Below are 21,505 nucleotides of genomic sequence, written 5' to 3' on the forward strand. Positions count from 1 at the left end.
TTTCCCTATCGGCTGATCATTATGTCTTTACCTAGTTCAAGTACGTCCCATCTCAATTCAAACACGTTGACTCAATATCAGGCATTTTCTGTCTTGGTTGTTGATGATGAAATTGGGATGCAGGCAATTCTTAAGAAAGCACTAGGTAAGTACTTTGGCAAGGTCTCGAGCGCAGGTTCCGTAGAAGAAGCTGAGGTTCTGCGTTGTAACGAACACTTCGACCTCATTGTTCTCGATATCAACCTTCCAGGCCGTTCTGGTATTGAATGGGAAGAAGCCTTTAACGACAGTGACCGAAAAGCTGATGTGATCTTTATGACTGGCTATGCCGATTTAGAGATGACCATTTCAGCACTTAAGCTTGGCGCTTCTGACTTTATCCTAAAACCGTTCAACCTTGAGCAGATGATACAAGCTGTACTGCGTTGCATGGATAAACGCCTAGACCAACGAATGCAATACGCGTTGAAGCGCGATGTTAGCCGTCATATCAAAACCGAGCTAATCGGCAGTTCAGACAAAACCAAACAATTAAAGCTGCTCATCAGCCAGTTCGCACCATCACGAGCATCGGTTCTTATTGAAGGCGAGTCGGGCACAGGTAAAGAGTTGGTTGCACGCGGCATACATGAAGCCAGCAAGCGAACTGGGCCTTTTGTACCAATTAACTGTGGTGCGATTGCTCCAGAACTTTTGGAAAGCGAATTGTTTGGTCACACCTCTGGTGCGTTTACTGGTGCGAAGAAGAACCGTGAAGGCTTATTCAGAGTGGCGAGCGGCGGCACACTTTTCCTTGATGAGATTGGTGAAATGCCACTGCCAATGCAAGCTGCGCTTTTACGTGTGTTAGAACAACGCACAATCAGACCTGTCGGCAGTGAGAAAGAGATCGCAGTCGACGTACGCGTTGTAGCGGCGACCAACCGTAACCTTCAAGAAGAAGTCGATAAAGGACATTTCCGCCGCGATCTATTCTACCGATTGAATGTATTGAAGATTGATGTGGTGCCACTAAGAGAACGTCCATCGGATCTGATTGAGCTGGTTCCATACTTTACACGTCTATTATCGAGTGAGCTTGGTATGCCCGTTCCAAACTGGGCACATGAAGACATCTTGGCGATGAACGAATACGAATGGCCGGGTAATATCCGTGAACTTAAGAACTTAGTAGAACGCTGTATTCTGTTAGATAAGCCACCAGCTCACTATTGGCGAGAAGTAAATGGCGACCCAGCTCCAGCTAGCATTTCAGTGACGGTGTCACACGGCGCAGAAGTGCCAAACTTGAATAACACAGACGCTGCAGAGGGCTACCCAAACACTTGGACGCTCAAAGAAGTGGAAAAATCTCATATAGAACAGTTAGTAAGTTTTCATGATGGTAATAAGTCTGCTGCGGCAAGAGATCTTGGCGTTGCACGTAAAACGCTAGAGCGTAAATACAAAGATTGGAATACAGAAGGCTCTGAATATGCCGATTAGACGTCAGTGGTGGTCAAAGTGGGCGTTCCGCTTCAAGACCATGGTTCGCTACCGCTTATTGTTTCTGACATCTGCTCCGATCATTCTTACGTTGTGTGCACTTGTTGCTATCACGCTGTATTGGTCGGTTCATTACACGTGGCAGGGGGCTTTAATCGATGTTGACGAGCGCCTAGATGTAGCGGATAACAGTATTCATCTCATTCAAAGCCAACAGGCTTATAACGTTCGTGCGTTTGCTGAGTCTTACAACTTCCGAGTCAAACTCGCGAGTGATCTTTCGCAAGAAGATCTTATTCGTTGGGTTTCTGAAAACAAATCTCGCTATGAACTCGACTTTCTTCGCTGGCGCAGTGTCGAGAGCATGGAGAAGAAGCTCGAATACCTAAACCTGACCCACAAAGAGTCGTTTTTCAGCGTATTGAGTCAAGATGAGCTAAACACCTTAGATCGTGATCTCGCAAAGAAAGCCGAAGTGCCGATGCTCAAAGGGAAGAACGTTGAAACACGAGGCTTGGTCAGTCGCACCGTGGTTTCTATTCGAGATAAGAACGAACATGTAATTGGTTTTCTTGATGGCGGTATTCTACTAAATAACAGTACACAGCTTGTCGATCAAATTAGTAACCTGATCTATCCGCAACGTGATGGATTCAACCGTCGTATTGGTACCGTCACCGTATTCCTTGATGACCTGCGTGTCAGCACCAATGTACCTCTAAGCAGTGAAGACAGTGCAGGGCGTGCGATTGGTACGCGTGTTTCGCACGAGGTTCATTCCAAAGTCTTAAACGAAGGCAAAGAGTGGTTAGATCGTGCGTATGTTTATGACGCTTGGTACATCACCGCGTATCAACCCATACATGACCAGTTCGATAATGTGATTGGCATGCTTTATACCGGTTATCTGATTTGGCCGCTTATCGAAACGTATCTGACTAACCTTGGCGAAATCAGTATTACGATCGTGCTGCTGTTATTAGCTTCTGGTTTGATCGTCCATCGTGGCGCGCGTGATCTTTTCAACCCCATCGAACGCATCCATAAAGTGGTAAAGCTAGTCCAGATGGGGCAAGACAAGCGAATTGGTACGCTCGGCTTAGATGATCAACACGAACTCACTTTGCTTGCGAAACAGTTCGACAAGATGTTGGATTTGCTTCATGAACGTAATCAAGAGATTCAACAAGCGGCTTCTGAGCTGGAATGTAAAGTGCACTCACGTACGGCAAGCTTGAAAGAGAAAACTGAAGAGCTCGAATTGCACATCAAACTACTCAATCAAGCCAGAGATAAGCTGGTGGTGAATGAAAAGTTAGCTGCGTTAGGTGAGTTAACCGCTGGCATTGCCCACGAGATCAATAACCCAACCGCTGTGATTCTTGGCAACGTTGAGCTCATGAAGTTTGAGCTGGGTGATGAAGTGAGCCGTGTAGAAGAAGAAGTCCACGCGATCATGGAGCAGATTGACCGTATCCGAAACATCACACGAAGCCTGCTTCAATACAGCCGACATGGCGGTGTACAAGATGAGATCACTTGGCAACACATCAACCCAATCGTTGACGAGAGCATTACGCTTGTGAAAACGGGCGCCAAGAAGAAAGGTATTGTGTACGTATCACAGCTGCATGCGAAAACGTCTGTCGAAGTTAACCGCAACCAATTGCTGCAAATTCTGGTTAATCTACAGATGAACGCGATTCATGCAATGGACGGACAGGGCACATTGACTATTTCAAGCGAAGACTGGGTAGAGAATGGCGTGTCTCATGGTGCGATTGTTCATGTGGAAGATGAAGGTTGTGGAATCAAGGAAGAGCAGCTGAAACGCATTTTCTCGCCTTTCTACACGACTAAGCGAGATGGCACAGGCTTAGGCTTATCCGTTTCTCAAAGTATCTTGAGCCAAACGGGCGGTGAAATACGTGTTGAATCCGAAGTAGGTAAAGGAAGTCGCTTTAGCATCTATCTTCAACAGAAAGCCACACCTCAATTGCTTGTATCAAATCTATAAGTTCTAACAACCAATTCACCGATATTATCACCCAATAATACTTCTAACGCGCTTGGGCTATTACACGAACGTTTTAGCCCAAGCACGAAGATTCCGCACTAGTAATCTATCGCCAGCCAAATCTCAACCACTGCCTGTTTGACGTATACCTCTTTTTGATTATGTAACACAGTGTATACCTTTCGATCTTGATGCATATCATCTGAACTGTTCGGATTTTTGATAACTTGGTCGAAAATCCATAATCAAAACAAATAATAAAGTCAGTCAGCTATGAAATTAAGTAACCTATCTATCAAATCAAAACTCGTCTCCATCGTCATTTTATCGGTCGTTCTACTGGTAATGGCATCCACCTTTAATTTAATGCAGCAGCGAGCAAGCTCTATGGAAGAGCGACAAGATAAGCTCAGTGCACAAGTCGAAACCGCGGTAAGTTTGGCAAGCTATTATTACAGCCAACGCGGTGTACTGGGTGAAGAAGTCGCAAAGGATCGTGCGCTACAAGCTATCAAGACGCTTCGCTATGACAACACCAATTACTTCTGGATTCTAAACCAGCAGCTCAACATCATCAGCCATCCATTAAAGCCTGAACTCAATGGCACCAATGCCGGAAACCTACGAGATGGCGCAGGTAAACATCACTGGCGTGAGATGGTGACTATTTCTCGCACTCCTGAAGAGAAAGGTTTTCTTGATTACCAATGGATGAGTCCTCAAGGTGAACTCAAGGACAAGATCTCATACGTTCAGCTGTTTCCAGAATGGAACTGGGTGATCGGCTCTGGAATCTTAGTCGCGGATATCCAAGAGGCGTTCTATGCCTTAGCCATTAAGGAAGGAATGGTAGCGGTTGTTTTGTCAGGCATACTGTTCGCGATGGGCTACGCGATTTCCAACAACATCCTTGTGCCGCTGAATAAGCTTATCGATAACACCCATAAGATTGCCGATGGCGACCTTCGTGTACGCATGAACATGACACGTAAAGATGAGCTCGGTGATATGAGCCATCAGATCGATACCATGCTCGATAAACTGCAAACGACGCTACGTACTGCCAATGAGTCAGCGGACTTATCGAGCAATATGGCGAGTCACATCGCGCAAGCCAGTGAAGAGGCTGCAACCAGTGTTAACTCTCAACATGCGCAGTTGGAATTACTGTCTACTGCGATGACAGAAATGAGCGCGACTATCTCAGATGTCGCGGTGAATGCAGAAAACACAGCCGCAAGCACTAATAAGGTCGTCGATCATGCAAATCAGAACGACGAAAACATGCAGGTAACGTCGACAACCATCTCTCAGGTTTCAGAAAACATCTCGACAGCGAATAACCTAGTCAAAGATCTTCAATCGGGTGTGACTGAGATTAGTCAAGTTGTTGGTGTGATCCGTGATGTATCAGAACAAACAAACTTGTTGGCACTGAACGCAGCGATAGAAGCAGCACGTGCGGGTGAACAAGGTAGGGGTTTTGCGGTTGTGGCTGATGAAGTACGTAATCTAGCAAGTCGCACTCAAAACTCGACCAACGAAGTGCAATCAACTATTGAGAAATTGACTCAGCAAGCTGAGCGTACCTTTAAAGCGATGCAAAGCAGTAATGAGAAAGTCGATCACAGTGTCGTGGCTTCTAATGAAACACGCCAACAACTGGATGTGATAGTGAATGAGCTGCACAACGCTAATGACATGGTGGCTCAGATTGCCGCAGCGTCTGAACAACAGAGTACAGTAGCCACTGAAATGAGTGAGAGTGTCACTGGTATTCACTTAGCGGCTAACGAAGTTCTGCAAGCTTCACAATCGCTTGCAGAGGATAGCCAGAAAATGGCCAACACCACGGAGCATCTAACAGAACAGTTGAAGTACTTTAAGGTGTAAACCCAAAAGCACTTAGCGTTAACAAAGACAAAACCTCATAAAAGACACCTCCGTACTTGATAAGCTCGGAGGTGTTTTCGTTTGTTGCAGACTAGGAGATTAATTCACTCTCCGAGTGTTAAACCAACGGCGACTAATGCGCTGCCACTGAAATCTTCGGTGGGTTGATGTTGTGTTTCTTAAACTCTTTCATCACACGCAGGGTAATGTCGGTTTCAAACAATTTCTCATACGCGGTGTCCACCACATAAGCCTTACACGTCAACTGTATCGCAAGGTAGTTGTCGGTGATCGTCTGTTTAACCAGAACAGTCACGGGCTTTGGTAAGTGGATGTAGCGACTTGAAGAGGCCGCTTCTTGAATCAAGTCGCGGGCTAGGGTGATGTCTTCATTCATTCCAACATAAAACGGAATCACCACCTGCATATCCAACGCGCCATAGTTACCACTGGTGGTCACTTCGTTTAAGAACTTGTTGTTCGGAATCGTAATGATGTCGTCATTCAACGTTCTCATACGTACAGAGCGTAAACCAATAGTGATAATGTCTCCGTAGTTACCTTCAAACGTGACACGGTCACCAACCTGAAAAGGTCTATCAATCATCACCGTGATACCGGCGATGAATGATGCTGCCAAGTCTTTAAGTGCAAAACCGACAGATACGGCGAGGGTACCACCAATCAGAGCCAGTATTTGGTCATTGATTCTAAAGCTCATCATGAACACGATAAGACCTGTGCTCACATAGATGAAAAACTGCATGAACGACTGAAGCTTTTGTAGCAGCATTCGGTATTGCACGAATTGGCTACCAAAGCTCGTCACCATCGAGTTGATAAACTTAAGCAATAACCACATCGCACCAATCACGATGAGCGAGAAGAACACGCCGCTCCATCGTACAAGGCTCGCAATCTTCGAGATGTTTTCTACATTGGCTAACTCTTCCGTTGCGTAAGTCGGGAAACTCACCGCCGTCGCTAAGCCAACAAGTAATAGGACAAATAACTTCTTCATTTTACTTCACCAATAAATGTTGACGGTCGAGAACGTTAGTAATGTGACGGAACCAGTGATCGGAGATCTTGGCCTTGTCTTCATTCCAACCAATGTAACCGCGGCTCTCGAAGTAGCGCAGAATCCCGGTTATTTCCGCAATGCTTAGCTGAGTACATTCAGACAGTACCTCAGGAGACGCAATCTCCAGTTGCACGATAGAGCGCAACACAGCCAACATAGGTTTCGGCATGTTTTCTAACTCTTGTGCTTCAGGTACGTGGAACAATCTCACGACTGCTTGATCCGTCTCTTTGTTTCGATTCAGAGACAAACGGAAGAAACGCAAGGCAACAGTCGGGTTACCATCTGAGTAGTGCCACAAGATACGATAGAAGCCTTGGCGTGCGCGCTCTTCCTCTGACATCTCATCTTGGTCCCACTGTTTCGGAACGACCAAACCATCGAATGACAGAGGCTTTTCTAGTTGGGTGTTGATACGGCTTGTTAGCAGTTCACCCACTTGCTTTTCTGTCCAACGAGGAAGGAAGCACACCAAATCAAATAACAGACGCTCACCACGCGCTCTGTCTACAAAACGCCAGCTCGATTTCGCAATCGACATCACAATGCGGTGATTCTTTTTAGAACGACGCAACAAGTTGGTTAAGCGAATCAAATCAGAAAGGCCACCAACCATAGGTTTAACAAGGCGCTGCGCATTATCAATCGCGATTAAGTAGGTTGTTTCACTCTTACGTAGGTGCGCCAAGATTTGAATCTCAGTCGCTTCCTCTTCTAAACCAATACTTACCGCTAAGTGACAAAGCAGCTCTTGGTAACCCGCATAAGGGCAACTTACGTAGATAGGCTCGGCGTTCGATACCTTGTGCAATAGGGTATAAAGCAAAGTCGTTGAACCAACACCACGTTCGCCCGACAAAATACAAATTGCAGGGCTGTCAGACATTAGGTAACGAGAAAGCTGCTTCACTTCATCGCCCGCGTAGTCAATCAGTTCACTGTCTATTGAACCCGGTAGAATGTATTCAAAGGTTTGGTCGCCCTTGATTCTGACCAGATTCTGTTGGTTCTTATCCAAGTCAGACTGTTTAGCCACTTCAATTCTAAACAGGTAAGCAAGAGCCTGACTAAACAGAGTAAAGCCAGACAACAGCGCCATAATGCGATGTTGGAAGCTGTAGACCATCAACCACACCGCGCCAATCGCTGTCGCCACAATATTAAGCACAAAGGTATTCTGACGGTTAACCGCCCAGTTCACCCATACTGGTCTGTCAGTGATGTGTTCTAGTGCTTCAAAGACTTTTGCACGCCACAGTCTTAAAACAGAAATGGTCACCAATACGAACCAGAAGAACAGGGCACTGTAGATCCAGCTATAAATCGTGCCTTTACCTAAGGTTCTGATAGAGACCTGCATGATCACACCAGCAACAATGAAGCTCCACACATAGCGACGGATGCTCGATAGTCGAAGCGCTCTCACTTCGTTGTTTGAGGTACGGCTGATGCGATACGCAAACTCAAGAATAAAGCTGATCGCAATTGAGCCACCAAGAATCCACCATGTGAAAATTTCTAGGAAGATTAAGTGCTGTAGGCTTGGCAAGCTCGACAGAATACGCAAAGAGATCGTAATCGCGATTAACCAAGCGATCGCTCTGTGAGCGCGGCTCACATACCAAATTAAACGAACCCAAAACGGTGGGCTTTGTTTGGTTTCTAGGAAGTTGATTCTAAACAGTTCGATTAAACGAGTGCCGTTTGAAAGCCACCACACCAAACCAAAGTAGATAAACAAGACTTTCAGAGATGCCCAAATCACCGGAACCGGTGAAATGAAGATGTCTTTGATCAACGCCTTGAAGCTACGAGTCTGGAAATAGACAAGGTACTCAACGTTCAGCTGAGTCAATTGCCACTCTTGCTTAAACTGAGTCACACCATAAGGGCCAAAACCAGTAAGACGTTCTTTGTTGGCGGTCGTGGTTTGCTCAAGCAGATATTGCTTGCTGACGTTCAGGCTATTTAGCGTGATGTAACTCGACTCAACCTCAAACCATTGCTCGGCATCGTTCTTCTCACGATACGTTTTCAACTGTTGGTCGAACGTTGCAATCTGTTGCTTTTGGATACGCAGCACTTGAGACAACAGGATGTTTACCTTGCGTTTGTCTGCCGTATTCATAAACAGAGGGTCGGGGAGTTCATCAATCCGGTTAGCCAGATCTTGGGCCGCTTCAGACACCTGAGGTTGGGATTGTAAGTCGTAGTCTAAGTTAGCAAGACTCGGCCAAGAAACGATGGCTAAAGTGAATAATAAGAAGCGCATGAATGAACGCATAAAAGTCTCTTAAAATTATGAGGTTAGGATTACTATAGTTAGTTAATTTCGCTTTGTGAAATCGAACCCATTTTTAGGGGCGAGTACTTTATCCCTGATTCCTGGCTCTTTGTCATGAAATTGTCAGAGGTTAGGCTAATATTGGAGCATCAGATGATGTTGTAAATAGCTTTGTATTAAGTAGGTTTGGTTGTAACAGTTTATTGTGCGATATATTTAATTATTTACACAGTATATGTCTTTATATAAACCGGATTTTGCTTAGCTATTCACGACTTTCGCTCTATTGAATATTGGCGTTTTATTGCGCTTAAAATAGAAATCAAAAATGTGAGTCAGCTCAAACTATGATTTGGCTGGGTTATCACTCACTTAATAGCGGGTAAATGCAATCAATACTTGCAGTTAAAGCCCTGAACAAGTAACGTTGCGACGTTTTTCACATTAAGAAGGTAATGGCATTGATCTCCACAGCAAATATCACCCAACAATTCGGCGCTAAGCCACTTTTCGAAAATATTTCAGTTAAGTTCGGCGAAGGCAACCGCTACGGTTTAATCGGCGCGAATGGCTGTGGTAAATCGACGTTCATGAAGATCCTATCTGGTGAACTAGAGCCGACTTCTGGCAACGTAAGCTACGATCCAAACGAGCGCGTTGCTAAGCTAAACCAAGACCAATTTGCTTACGAAGAATTCACGGTAATCGACACGGTTATCATGGGTCACAAAGAGCTTTGGGCTATTAAGCAAGAGCGTGACCGCATTTACTCTTTGCCAGAAATGAGCGAAGAAGACGGCATGAAAGTGGCTGACCTTGAAGTTCAGTTCGCTGAAATGGACGGTTACATGGCAGAAGCGAAAGCGGGTGAGCTTCTTCTTGCTGTAGGTATTGAAGAATCTATGCACTTCGGTCTAATGAGCGAAGTAGCACCAGGTTGGAAACTTCGTGTTCTATTGTCTCAAGTACTGTTTGCAGACCCGCATATCATGCTTCTTGACGAACCAACGAACAACCTGGATATGGACACCATCAAGTGGTTGGAAGATACGCTAAACCAACGTAACTGCACAATGATCATCATTTCGCACGACCGTCACTTCCTAAACTCTGTTTGTACACACATGGCTGACCTTGATTACGGCGAACTTCGTCTATTCCCAGGCAACTACGATGAGTACATGACGGCTGCTACTCAAGCGCGTGAACGTCTACTGTCTGACAACGCTAAGAAGAAAGCACAAATTGCTGAACTTCAAACGTTCGTTTCTCGTTTCTCTGCTAACGCATCTAAAGCGAAGCAAGCAACGTCTCGAGCTAAGCAAATCGACAAGATCCAACTAGACGAAGTTAAAGCGTCTAGCCGTCAAAACCCGTTCATCCGTTTCGAACAGTCTAAAGAGCTATTCCGTAACGCACTTGTGGTTGAAAACCTATCTCAAGGTTTTGAAGAAGACCTATACAACAAGTTCGACGGTATCTTCGAAGTAGGTGAGCGTGTTGCTATCATCGGTGAAAACGGTGTAGGTAAAACAACACTACTTAACACACTAGCTGGCGCTCTAGAGCCTCGCACTGGTGAGTACAAGTGGTCTGAAAACTCAAACATCGGTTACTACGCTCAAGATCACGCACATGATTTCGAGACAGATATGAACCTGTTTGATTGGATGAGCCAATGGCGTCAAGAAGGCGAAGACGAGCAAGTTGTTCGTGGCTTCCTAGGTCGCATGCTGTTTGGCCAAGACGACATCAAGAAATCTGTAAAGGTTATCTCTGGTGGTGAGCAAGGCCGTATGCTTCTTGGTAAGATCATGATGCACAAGCCAAACATCCTTCTTATGGATGAACCAACGAACCACATGGATATGGAATCTATCGAAGCGCTTAACTTGGCTCTTGAGAACTACAAAGGCACATTGTTCTTCGTATCTCACGACCGTGTATTCGTAGACTCTCTAGCAACTCGTATCCTTGAGATCCGTGATGGTAAGATCAACGACTTCCGCGGTACTTACGCTGAATTCCTAAAAGCTCGTGGCTAGCTAGCCCTTAAACGAGCCTTAGTTTTTAACTAAATATGCTTGAATTAAAAAACGCCGTCATACTAAAAGTAAGACGGCGTTTTTGTTTCTATGCATTATTGGTTTATTTATCTGGCTGCTCGCGACTACACAATTTTTAAATCATTAAAAATCGTAAACACACTTATTTATCGCCTTTGACATCAAAGCTTATCTTGTCTGCACCAGTAAACACTTGGAAGCGCAAACCTTTAGCACGAGCGATCGTAGTGATGCCAAACTTCTGCGCTAAGTCTAAGCCCATTTGTGTAACACCTGAACGTGATAGCAGTACGGGGATGCCCATTTGCGCTACTTTGATGACCATTTCAGAGGTTAGACGGCCCGTGGTGTAGAAGATCTTATCTGCGCCGTCTTCTTTGTTAAGCCACATCTCACCCGCTAGGGTATCAACCGCATTATGACGACCCACATCTTCCACAAACGACAACACTTGATCGTCTTTGCAAACAGCACAACCATGAACCGCACCCGCTTTTTTGTAGGTGTCGTTGTAATGAGTCAGCGCTTCTAAAGCTGTATATATTTCAGATTGCTTAATCTTCGTTTGAGGCACTTGGTAATCTTCCAACTGCTTCATTACGTTGCCATACATGGTGCCTTGACCACAGCCAGACGTTACCGTCTTCTTCTTCAATGCTTGTTCAAGTTGGCTGGTATCTTCTTTGGTGATAACCGCAGCAGAGCTAGTTTCCCAATCGATAATGATTGATTCCACCGCTTCTGGATCAGACAGGAAGCTTTGGTTTTTCAAATAACCTAAGACTAACGCTTCCGGGCGCGAGCCTAATGTCATCAGCGTTACGATCTCTTTCCAGTTCAACATAACGGTAAGAGGGCGCTCACACGCGATTTGTTTCGTTAGCTTTTCGCCATATTCATCAAACACTTCAACTTCGATGGTCTGAAGTGGGTTTTCACTGGTTTTTATTATGTTTGGTTTTACCACAGTCACGTCCTACTTAATGAGATAGCGATTTTAAGAGATAAGAAGTTAGGCAAGAGTCATCATACGACTCTTTAGAATACATGCGTTCTCTGTCACTTAGTCAGTCTTAGCTTTAACTCAAGCATTTAGCAATTCTCATTCCAAAATAGCGGCTATTCGAGAAAACATGAAGCATTCGATTAAAATAGAGCAAAATATGAGAGTTCACGGGTAGAGCTGTCTGAATTTACGCGTATCGACTACCGTTATAAGGGTGACTGACTAACAAAAGCAGCGATGTTTGTTGATGTAGGTTAGCGGTTATTGGCGTGTTTATTGCTTTATAGGGCTTATATGATTGCGCTCAGTACAAAATGTCCTAAGTGCATTCAGACCAAAGAAAATCAATTGGGTGAAGTATGTCTGAGATAAAAGAATTCAAAGAACAATATGAGAAAACAGAAGCAGCTTGGCCTATCGGCGTCCAAAGAGTAGAGAAAGAGATCAAAACGGGCATCTGGGTAACCACTCAATGGGAATTGACCGGATTTGAACTGTCACCAGAAGACGATACTCAAGACGTGTGTTTGCTTCAGTTACACAAAGACGAACGTACTGACTACCGATTCAATTTGAGCTCTCAACAACCGAAGCTTTTCTTAGTGATGGATAATGTCGATTCAGGCGTTAAGCCAATCATTCAATTGCTGACAGCCTCACAAACCGTTGCAGGGCAATACATGGACGGAGATAACCAAGTATTGTCTTACGACATGCCTTTGCCTGTACAAGCCTGGATGGAAGCCTTTATCGGCCGTCATGGCGAGTTATTAGAAGCAAGACGTAAGAAACGCAAAGGGGCGGGCAGATCAAATGGCAACTAATTTCTTTAGCCGTTGGTCTCAACGAAAACTCGACGACTCTGCCGATCAAGCGTCAGAAGCGGAACAGGTATTAGAATCCGAGCAAAAGCTTGAAGAAGTTCAAGTGGCGCCCTCAGAGGCCCCAACTTCTGAAACTTCGTCTGATGCACTTTCTTCTGCTGACGTAGAAACATCTGAGTCATCAGAAAACGCTCCAGATACTGATACTGATACTGATACTGAGACTGAAGCCACGCAAGATGGAGCCAGTGAAGCAAGTGAAGATTTGTCTGTTGCTCAACTATTGGTATCAGAAGCCTCAGAAAGCGTAAAAAAAGCCGCATTGCGTAAATTATTTCTCTCAGAGGAGTTTAATGTGCGTGATGGCTTAGATGATTATGATGACGATTACAGCAATCTTAAGTCACTTTCCGAAGATGTCGCTGAAACATTACGTGATTGGGTCAAAGATAAGACGGAAGAAGATACCGCTGAGGAATCATCTCAAGATGTTGAAAATAAAGAAGAACACTCAATGAATAACGTTGAAGAAACGGAATCAGAGCTTGTTGAAAGTGACGAAATTACGGGGCAAGAAAAAGAACTGTGCAAAAACACAGTACTAGATAATAACGACACCGAATCTATAGAAGATGACCTAAAAGAGGTGGGACAAAATATACCACACAAAGAATAGGTACATTTTGACTAAACACTCAATGAGCCGCTTGCGACAAAATGTCCCAAGCGGTTTTTTTATTGTCCAAACAGACTTAAATTCACGCTAATTCATTGAAAATAATCACTTATTAAATTGGCATGGCATTTGCTAAATATCGTTCATTATCAACTTTTTTGTAGATAGCCTGAGTAAGGTTGACTGGATAATGAATAGCTAGCGAGACCGTTAGTTGTTAACTGATTACTCAGCAAGTTCTCTATCGCTAACTACAATGAAGGTTGAACAGATTATCCATATCCAAAGATGGAACTGAGCAATGCTTAAACAATTATTAGAACAAGCAACTTCAAATAACGCGAAAGCAAGGCTGTATGCATTTGAAAATACAGTTGAGTTAACAAACCTGATTCCACCGACAGTCAGTTATGAAAGTGGTGGTAATACGCTGATTATTGGTCCAACGGCGATCATCGAAAGTGCTGCGGCGCAATTGCCTCAGTTAACAAGCCTGACACTGCTTTCAACCGATGGTGTGAAAGCGACGAATACTGAGTCAGAGCTTTACTACGCGAACGCGGTTCAAGTTTCTGGTTTCCTTGGTACGTTCGAAGTTCTTATCGAAAGCAAAGGCCTAACCAATAACCTAGCGAAAGTGGCGATTAATCATGACTGCTTCGATGTAGTTTTGGATTTATGCCTAAGTAGCTGTATGACTGAAGAAGTGCCTGTTCCTGGTTATTACCCAGTAGGGCGCGGTTATCCAAAACTGGCTGAAGCGTTAGAAGAGATTCCTACGTTAATGGGCACGTTTGATAAGCCTAAATTCTTCCGTTTAGACACAGACCTATGTGCGCACAGTTCTCGTGGCGTGAAAGGTTGTGAGCGTTGTGTTGATGCTTGTCCAGCTGGCGCGCTTTCAAGTGAAGGCTCAGATAAGACGGGTCACAAGATCGAGATTAACCCTTACCTATGCCAAGGCGTGGGTACTTGTGCAACGAGCTGTCCGACAGAAGCTATCTCTTACGCATTGCCTAACCCTGACGATACTCAAAAATTCATTGAACGTACGCTAGCTAACTACGAGCAAGCGGGCGGTCTGGATCCAATCGTACTTATTTGTAGCTCACGTCATGAAACCTACAACGTGATGGCACTTAAAGCGTTACCAGACAACGTGATTCCTATTGTTGTCGAAGAACTGCCTTCTATCGGCATCGATACTTGGTTTGCAGCTCTAGTCAATGGCGCGACTCAGGTTCTGTTTGCTGCATCTCGCTTTATGCCAGAAACGATCATTCGAGTTCTGAATAACGAAGTAGGGATTGCACAGGAACTGCTAGACCAAATCGGTATTCCAAAAGAAACCATCGATATTCTGTACTTAGAGTCTCTACGTGAAGGTCCTCCGACACTGTGTGTTGATTCGTTCGACCTTGCACTTGGCGATCTTCAAGGCAATAAGCGTCAACGTCTATTCACTGCTCTTGATGCGATGTCTTCGGCTCGTATTCCAGTTGAGAACATTGTTGAGCTTCCATCGAATGCGCCATATGGCACGGTTTCGTGTGAAAGCAAAGATTGTACTTTGTGTATGAGTTGTGTGGCTGTGTGTCCGACACGTGCGCTTCATACCGACGGCGCATCTCCATCACTTAAATTTGTAGAACAAGACTGTATTCAATGTGGTCTGTGTGAAAAAGCATGTCCTGAGAATGTTCTGACTCTTACGCCTCGTATGAACTGGGTGAAAGAAGAACGTCAGAAAGCGGTTGTGATTCATGAAGAGAAAGCAGCGGAATGTGTACGTTGCCATAAACCATTCGCACCTCAATCTATGATTGACATGTTACAGAACAAGTTACGCGGTCACTCTCACTTTTCAGATGAAGCAGCGATTAATCGTATTGCGATGTGTGAAGACTGTCGTGTGGTAGATATGTTCGATTCAATGGCTCAAGACCCATTGAAACAATTGAAATACTAGGAGTTGGCCTTGGAAACGAATTTGGATCAAGAACAGACACTAAGAACCGAGATCTATTTGGTTCTATCTGCACTGTTTCGTAGCGCACCTTCTGAAGAGGTGATCGACTTTCTAAAAACGCTAGATATTGAAGCGTCTGAAAGCGCTATGCAAAAGGCTTGGATTGCCATTCAACAAGCGGCAACAGAATCAAACCGTGAAGCATTAGAAGACGAATATCAAGACTTGTTCATCGGCATTGGTCGTGGAGAAGTCGTTCCATTTGGTTCTTGGCATCGCACTGGCGCCATGATGGAAAAACCATTGGCAGAGATTCGTCATGATTTAGAGCTTTTAGGCATTGAGCGTGACGATCAAGTGAAAGAGCCAGAAGATCATATCGCAGCATTGTGTGAAGTAATGGCCATGCTAACGGCTGAAGAAGAAGCCCTGCAACAAGCGGTGTTCAATAAGCACCTTGGCCCTTGGTTTAACTCTTTCACGCGTCAACTTGAAGGGGCAGAAAGCGCGAACTTCTACAAATCGGCAGCTCAGCTGTGTGAAGCATTCCTAACGTTAGAACAAGTGCGTTTTAGCGTGAATACAAAAAGCAGTAAGCACAAATTAAAGATTGATGTGAAAAACGTCACTGATTACGAGTAATCGAGCAGTACGCGATTATATCGATAGAGGGGCATTAAGCCTCCAAAAAAAGATCTACCGTAAGGTAAGGAAGCAATGATGAAAGATAATAAAGATATAAATACAAGCCGTAGGGACTTACTCAAAGGCTTGACGACTGCAGCCGTAGCTGGTGCCGTTGTCGCTGGTACAACTAAAGTGGCAACCGCTTCAGAAACTGTTGAAATTTCGAAAGAAGACGTGAAGAAGACTGGGTATCGTGAAACGCAACATATTCGCGATTACTACGACACACTTTAGGAGATAACGGATGAAACTTGTCAAACGCTCCGATAGTGTGAGCAAAGAAACCAATCAGTTAGGCGTGTCTCGACGTGCCTTCATGAAAAATACTTCATTAGCTGCTGGTGGCGCAGTGGTAGGCGCAAGTCTATTCGCACCGGGCATGATGAAGAAAGCACAGGCAAAATCAGTCGATCCAGAAGCGAAAACAGAAGTGAAACGTACTATCTGTTCTCACTGTTCTGTGGGTTGTGGTATCTACGCTGAAGTTCAAAATGGCGTATGGACAGGTCAAGAGCCTGCATTCGATCACCCATTTAACGCTGGTGGACACTGTGCGAAAGGTGCAGCACTTCGTGAGCACGGCCACGGTGAACGTCGTCTTAAGTACCCAATGAAATTGGAAGGCGGTAAGTGGAAGAAGCTTTCTTGGGAACAAGCGATTGAAGAGATTGGAAACAAAGCGCTAGAACTTCGTAAAGAGTCTGGCCCTGATTCAGTTTACTTCCTAGGCAGTGCGAAACACAGCAACGAGCAAGCTTACGCATTCCGTAAGATGGCGTCGCTTTGGGGCACCAACAACGTTGACCACCAAGCGCGTATTTGTCACTCAACCACAGTAGCCGGTGTTGCGAACACTTGGGGTTACGGTGCAATGACAAACTCGTTCAATGATATGCACAACTGTAAGTCGATGCTGTTCATTGGTTCAAACCCAGCAGAAGCTCACCCGGTTGCGATGCAACACATCTTGATCGCGAAAGAGAAGAACAACTGTAAGATCGTTGTTGCGGACCCTCGTCGTACACGTACTGCTGCGAAATCTGATCACTATGTATCACTTCGCCCAGGTTCTGACGTTGCGTTTATCTGGGGTGTGTTATGGCATGTCTTTGCTAACAAATGGGAAGACCAAGAATTCATCCGCCAACGTGTATTCGGCATGGACGAGATCCGTGAAGAAGTCGCGAAGTGGAGCCCAGCTGAAGTTGAGCGTGTAACAGGCGTAAGTGAAGAAGACGTTTACCACACTGCGAAACTACTTTCTGAAAACCGTCCGGGTTGTATCGTTTGGTGTATGGGTGGTACTCAACACACGACGGGTAACAACAACACACGTGCTTACTGTGTACTAGAGCTTGCGCTAGGTAATATCGGTAAATCAGGCGGCGGTGCAAACATCTTCCGTGGTCACGACAACGTACAAGGCGCAACTGACCTTGGCGTACTGTCTGACACACTTCCGGGCTACTACGGCTTGTCTGAAGGTTCTTGGCGTCACTGGTCTAAAGTTTGGGACGTAGACTTTGATTGGATCAAAGGCCGTTTCGACGACAACGCATACGGCGGTCAAAAACCAATGAACAGTGCAGGTATTCCTGTCTCTCGTTGGGTTGATGGTGTGCTTGAAGACAAAGACAAGATTCGTCAACGCGAAAACATCCGCGCGATGTTCTACTGGGGTCACGCAGTGAACTCTCAGACTCGTGGTCCTGAAATGAAGAAGGCGATGCAGAAGCTGGATATGATGGTTATTGTTGACCCATACCCAACGGTTGCAGCGGTAATGAACGATCGTACTGACGGCGTTTACCTGCTTCCAGCGACGACTCAGTTTGAAACCTACGGCAGTGTAACGGCATCAAACCGTTCTCTACAGTGGCGTGACAAAGTGGTAGATCCTCTGTTCGAATCTAAGCCTGACCATGAAATCATGTACCTTCTTTCTAAGAAGCTTGGTTTCTCGGATCAGCTGTTCAAAAACATCCGTGTTGAGAACAACCAACCATTGATTGAAGACATCACTCGTGAATTCAACAAAGGTATGTGGACGATCGGCTACACAGGTCAAAGCCCAGAGCGCTTGAAAGAGCACCAACAAAACTGGCACACGTTCCACAAAACCACACTTGCTGCAGAAGGTGGCCCTGCGAATGGCGAGACTTACGGTCTTCCTTGGCCATGTTGGGGCAACCCAGAGATGAAACACCCAGGCACACATATCCTTTACGATACGTCTAAGCCTGTTGCAGAGGGCGGCGGTAACTTCCGTACTCGTTTCGGTGTGGAGTTTGAAGGTCAAAGCCTACTGGCTGAAGACAGCTACTCGAAAGGCAGCGAAATCAAAGACGGTTACCCAGAGTTCAGTGACAAACTACTGAAACAACTGGGTTGGTGGGATGATCTAACTGCAGAAGAGAAAGCGTCTGCTGAAGGCAAGAACTGGAAGACTGACGTTTCAGGTGGTATCCAACGTGTGGCAATTAAACACGGTTGTATCCCATTTGGTAATGCGAAAGCACGTGCGATTGTTTGGACATTCCCAGACCGAGTACCACTGCACCGTGAGCCGCTTTACACGCCACGTCGCGACCTAGTTGCTGACTACCCAACGTGGGATGACAAAGAAGCGATCTTCCGTGTTCCTACGCTTTACAAGTCGATTCAAGAACAAGACAAATCTGGTGAATACCCGATTATCCTGACTTCTGGTCGTCTGGTTGAGTACGAAGGTGGTGGTGAAGAGACACGTTCAAACCCATGGCTAGCTGAGCTTCAACAAGAGATGTTCGTTGAAGTGAACCCGAAAGACGCAAACGACATCGGCTTCAAAGACGGTGATGATGTTTGGGTTGAAGGTGCAGAGAAGGGCCGTATTAAGGTGAAAGCGATGGTTACACGTCGTGTGAAACCGGGTCTGGCGTTCATTCCATTCCACTTCGGTGGTAAGTTCCAAGGCGAAGATTTGCGTTCTAAATACCCAGAAGGCACTGATCCTTACGTTATTGGTGAAGCTGCTAACACAGCAACCACTTATGGTTACGACCCTGTCACGTTGATGCAGGAAACGAAAGTAACCCTTTGTAATATTCGTAAAGCGTAAGGAGTCTTAAAATGGCTAGAATGAAATTTCTTTGTGACACCAAGCGTTGTATCGAATGTAACGGTTGTGTCACTGCATGTAAGAATGAAAATGATGATGCTCTGGAATGGGGTATTCAACGTCGTCGCGTTGTGACACTGAACGATGGTGAACCGGGTGAAAACTCAATCTCAGTAGCGTGTATGCACTGTACTGATGCGCCATGTATGGCAGTTTGTCCTGCAGACTGTTTTGAACATACAGAAGACGGCATCGTACTTCACAATAAAGATCTGTGTATCGGTTGTGGTTACTGCTTGTTTGCTTGTCCGTTTGGCGCACCTCAATTCCCTAAACAGGAAGCGTTTGGTGAGCGCGGTAAGATGGACAAATGTACCTTCTGTGCTGGCGGCCCAGAAACAGAGCCAGGTTCTGTTGAAGAGCGTCAAAAATACGGTGCGAACCGTATTGCTGAAGGCAAACTGCCAATGTGTGCTTCGCTTTGTTCAACCAAAGCACTGCTAGCGGGTGACGCAGAGAAAGTTTCTGATGTTTTCCGTCAGCGTGTTGTTGAACGTGGTGCGAAAGGTGCAGGTTGGACGGACGGCAACGACCTTTCTTACGATGCGACTAAGAGCTAAGTAGGAGAGACATATGCTTACAATGTTTAAGCGTCTCTTCCTTGTTGTGCTGCCGATGTTGGCGGCACTAACAATGCTTTCTCCTATGAGTCATGCATCTGAGACGAACTCATCACAAACTCAATCGAGCTCTGCTCAACGAGAAATCACACAACTTGCTGGTGCCGATTTTTGGCGACAAGTAAGAAATGGTGAGGAAGGTTACACCACATCTCAATCGGCTGAGCACGGTGTGTTAATCAGTACTCCAGGTCAAACGTGGTACATATTGAAAGAGAAGTGGATGTCACCAGCCGGTGCTGTCGCTATCTTTGGCAGTATTGCTTTTGTGACTTTGATGTACGTTGTGATTGGCCCGCTTATGCTAAGTGCACCAAGAACAGGGCGTAAGATCAAACGTTGGTCTCGACTTGATCGTGCATTGCACTGGAGCATGGCGTTTACCTTCTTAACACTGGCTTTCAGTGGTTTGATGTTGGTTTACGGTAAACACTTCTTCAAACCTTATATCCCAACGGATCTATGGGGCTTCATCGTTCTACTGGCTAAGCAATACCATAACTACATCGGCCCGATTTTCTATGTACTGTTGATGGCTGTTCTTATCAAATGGTGGCGCAAGTCTATCTTCAAGATGGTCGATATCCAGTGGTTCATGAAACTGGGTGGCATGGTCGGGAAACATAAAGGTTCTCATCCATCTGCAGAGTTTTCGAACGCGGGTGAAAAAGCACTGTTCTGGCTATTGATTGTTATGGGTAGTGTGGCTGCGATCAGTGGCTTGGTTTTAGACTTCCCAATCTTCGGTCAAACCCGTCGAGATATGGAGCTTTCAAACCTAGTCCACATGTTGGCTGCTTTGATCCTTATCTGTGGTTTCGTGTTCCACATCTACATCGGTTTGTTCGGTATGGAAGGCGCACTTGAAGGCATGGTAACAGGCGAAGTTGATGAAACTTGGGCTAAAGAGCACCATGACCTTTGGTACAAAGAAGTGATGGAACAAGAGAAAAACGGCGTTGAACAAAGCGCAAATGCAACAACAGAGAAAACGGAAGGGGTGAATAAGAATGAACAAACCTCATAAAGGTATTTGGGTCACTTACATACTAAGCTGCTTTACGCCATTTACTTGCCTTCTCTCTGGTGTGGTTGCCATCATCTACGCAGGCTATCGTTTAGATAAAGGCGAAGACGGCGAAGTAGTGGATACCCATTACTACGGCTTGATTCGCTCGTTCTTCTTGAACCTGACGTTCTTTGTGGTGCTTATCGTGACGGTAGCGACCTCTAATGGCGTGTTAATCGGTGTGAACGATTACTGGTATCAAAACCATATTATCGATGACATCGCTTACTACATCCCATATGTAGGCATGTTATTCGGTGGTGTTGCGATTGTGGTTTGGTTTATCCGCATGTATCAAGGCATGCAACGTTTAAGTCAAAACCTACCGCAAAACCCGTCGACAGGACCAAACCTGTAACGCTAACACGTTAACGACATACCTAAAGAAAGCCCAGTGATTCATTTCACTGGGCTTTTTGTTTTTAAGTCTCCGGAACCGTAAATAGTTGTCAGCCGCTATCTGCATCAGAATCTACTTATTGACCGCTTCAATATGGTGCAACTCCCTTATTTGGTGCAATTGTCGGTGTGATTTTTTTGGATTTCAAGAACCATAAAAGTGCACCTAAATATTTAAACTATAATAATCAATAAGTTAATAATAAAATCTGTTGCACGAAAATTACCCTTCGCACTTGGAACACATCTTGCGTTCACTGTTGAGT

Annotated in this window: 16 protein-coding genes; 13 read left to right on the top strand and 3 right to left on the bottom strand. The window is 45.2% G+C overall.

Annotation, left to right across the window (positions count from 1 at the left end; translation table 11 throughout):
• Nucleotides 1-21: 21 nt before the first annotated feature.
• The 3 genes from OCV12_RS08350 (at nt 22) to OCV12_RS08360 (ending at nt 5,395) form a co-directional block, all read left to right on the top strand.
• The gene (locus OCV12_RS08350) at nt 22-1,485 is read left to right on the top strand and encodes a sigma-54-dependent transcriptional regulator (protein WP_261884369.1); all 1,464 of its coding nucleotides are present in this window, start codon (nt 22-24) and stop codon (nt 1,483-1,485) included.
• Nucleotides 1,475-3,502 carry a sensor histidine kinase gene (locus OCV12_RS08355; RefSeq protein WP_261884370.1) on the top strand — a complete coding sequence of 676 codons (2,028 nt, stop codon included), beginning with the start codon at nt 1,475-1,477 and terminating at the stop codon, nt 3,500-3,502. Before OCV12_RS08350 ends, OCV12_RS08355 begins: the two co-directional genes overlap by 11 nt.
• Before the next feature lie 273 nt (nt 3,503-3,775).
• Nucleotides 3,776-5,395: a methyl-accepting chemotaxis protein gene (locus OCV12_RS08360; RefSeq protein WP_261884371.1), complete on the top strand. Its 1,620-nt coding sequence runs from the start codon at nt 3,776-3,778 to the stop codon at nt 5,393-5,395.
• 133 nt (nt 5,396-5,528) lie between these two features.
• On the opposite strand, the gene OCV12_RS08365 is transcribed toward OCV12_RS08360, so the two are convergent.
• On the bottom strand, nt 5,529-6,416 hold the full coding sequence (locus OCV12_RS08365) for a mechanosensitive ion channel family protein (protein ID WP_123301710.1): 888 nt from the start codon (nt 6,414-6,416) through the stop codon (nt 5,529-5,531).
• Between the two features lies 1 nt (nt 6,417).
• Complete coding sequence (locus OCV12_RS08370) at nt 6,418-8,763, bottom strand: ATP-binding protein (RefSeq protein WP_261884372.1); 2,346 nt, start codon at nt 8,761-8,763, stop codon at nt 6,418-6,420.
• Nucleotides 8,764-9,224: 461 nt separating this feature from the next.
• On the opposite strand from OCV12_RS08370, the gene OCV12_RS08375 reads away from it, so the two are divergent.
• Nucleotides 9,225-10,808 carry an ABC-F family ATPase gene (locus OCV12_RS08375; RefSeq protein WP_176681954.1) on the top strand — a complete coding sequence of 528 codons (1,584 nt, stop codon included), beginning with the start codon at nt 9,225-9,227 and terminating at the stop codon, nt 10,806-10,808.
• Nucleotides 10,809-10,971: 163 nt separating this feature from the next.
• On the opposite strand, the gene OCV12_RS08380 is transcribed toward OCV12_RS08375, so the two are convergent.
• Nucleotides 10,972-11,796: a formate dehydrogenase accessory sulfurtransferase FdhD gene (locus OCV12_RS08380; RefSeq protein ID WP_261884373.1), complete on the bottom strand. Its 825-nt coding sequence runs from the start codon at nt 11,794-11,796 to the stop codon at nt 10,972-10,974.
• A 398-nt stretch (nt 11,797-12,194) separates the two neighbouring features.
• On the opposite strand from OCV12_RS08380, the gene OCV12_RS08385 reads away from it, so the two are divergent.
• From OCV12_RS08385 to OCV12_RS08425, 9 genes are all read left to right on the top strand, one after another.
• A complete protein-coding gene (locus OCV12_RS08385) occupies nt 12,195-12,659 on the top strand; it encodes a DUF3305 domain-containing protein (RefSeq protein ID WP_261884374.1) in 465 nt (154 codons plus the stop codon).
• Nucleotides 12,649-13,335, top strand: coding sequence for a DUF3306 domain-containing protein (locus OCV12_RS08390; protein WP_261884375.1), 687 nt, complete (start codon nt 12,649-12,651; stop codon nt 13,333-13,335). Before OCV12_RS08385 ends, OCV12_RS08390 begins: the two co-directional genes overlap by 11 nt.
• A gap of 301 nt (nt 13,336-13,636) precedes the next feature.
• Nucleotides 13,637-15,304, top strand: a complete 1,668-nt coding sequence (locus tag OCV12_RS08395; protein ID WP_055318796.1) for a 4Fe-4S dicluster domain-containing protein — start codon at nt 13,637-13,639, stop codon at nt 15,302-15,304.
• Nucleotides 15,305-15,313: 9 nt separating this feature from the next.
• Complete coding sequence (locus OCV12_RS08400) at nt 15,314-15,946, top strand: TorD/DmsD family molecular chaperone (protein WP_186171527.1); 633 nt, start codon at nt 15,314-15,316, stop codon at nt 15,944-15,946.
• Between the two features lie 78 nt (nt 15,947-16,024).
• A complete protein-coding gene (locus tag OCV12_RS08405; RefSeq protein ID WP_008217926.1) occupies nt 16,025-16,225 on the top strand; it encodes a twin-arginine translocation signal domain-containing protein in 201 nt (66 codons plus the stop codon).
• A gap of 10 nt (nt 16,226-16,235) precedes the next feature.
• Nucleotides 16,236-19,091: a formate dehydrogenase subunit alpha gene (locus tag OCV12_RS08410; protein WP_065677483.1), complete on the top strand. Its 2,856-nt coding sequence runs from the start codon at nt 16,236-16,238 to the stop codon at nt 19,089-19,091.
• Between the two features lie 11 nt (nt 19,092-19,102).
• A complete protein-coding gene (gene fdh3B, locus OCV12_RS08415) occupies nt 19,103-19,711 on the top strand; it encodes a formate dehydrogenase FDH3 subunit beta (protein WP_004742271.1) in 609 nt (202 codons plus the stop codon).
• Between the two features lie 13 nt (nt 19,712-19,724).
• Entirely contained in the window at nt 19,725-20,798 is a 1,074-nt protein-coding gene (locus OCV12_RS08420; protein ID WP_261884376.1) for a formate dehydrogenase subunit gamma, read from the top strand.
• Nucleotides 20,782-21,198 carry a hypothetical protein gene (locus OCV12_RS08425; protein WP_261884377.1) on the top strand — a complete coding sequence of 139 codons (417 nt, stop codon included), beginning with the start codon at nt 20,782-20,784 and terminating at the stop codon, nt 21,196-21,198. Before OCV12_RS08420 ends, OCV12_RS08425 begins: the two co-directional genes overlap by 17 nt.
• Nucleotides 21,199-21,505: the final 307 nt, after the last annotated feature.

The organism is Vibrio pomeroyi (assembly GCF_024347595.1).
Classification (GTDB): Bacteria; Pseudomonadota; Gammaproteobacteria; order Enterobacterales; family Vibrionaceae; genus Vibrio; species Vibrio pomeroyi.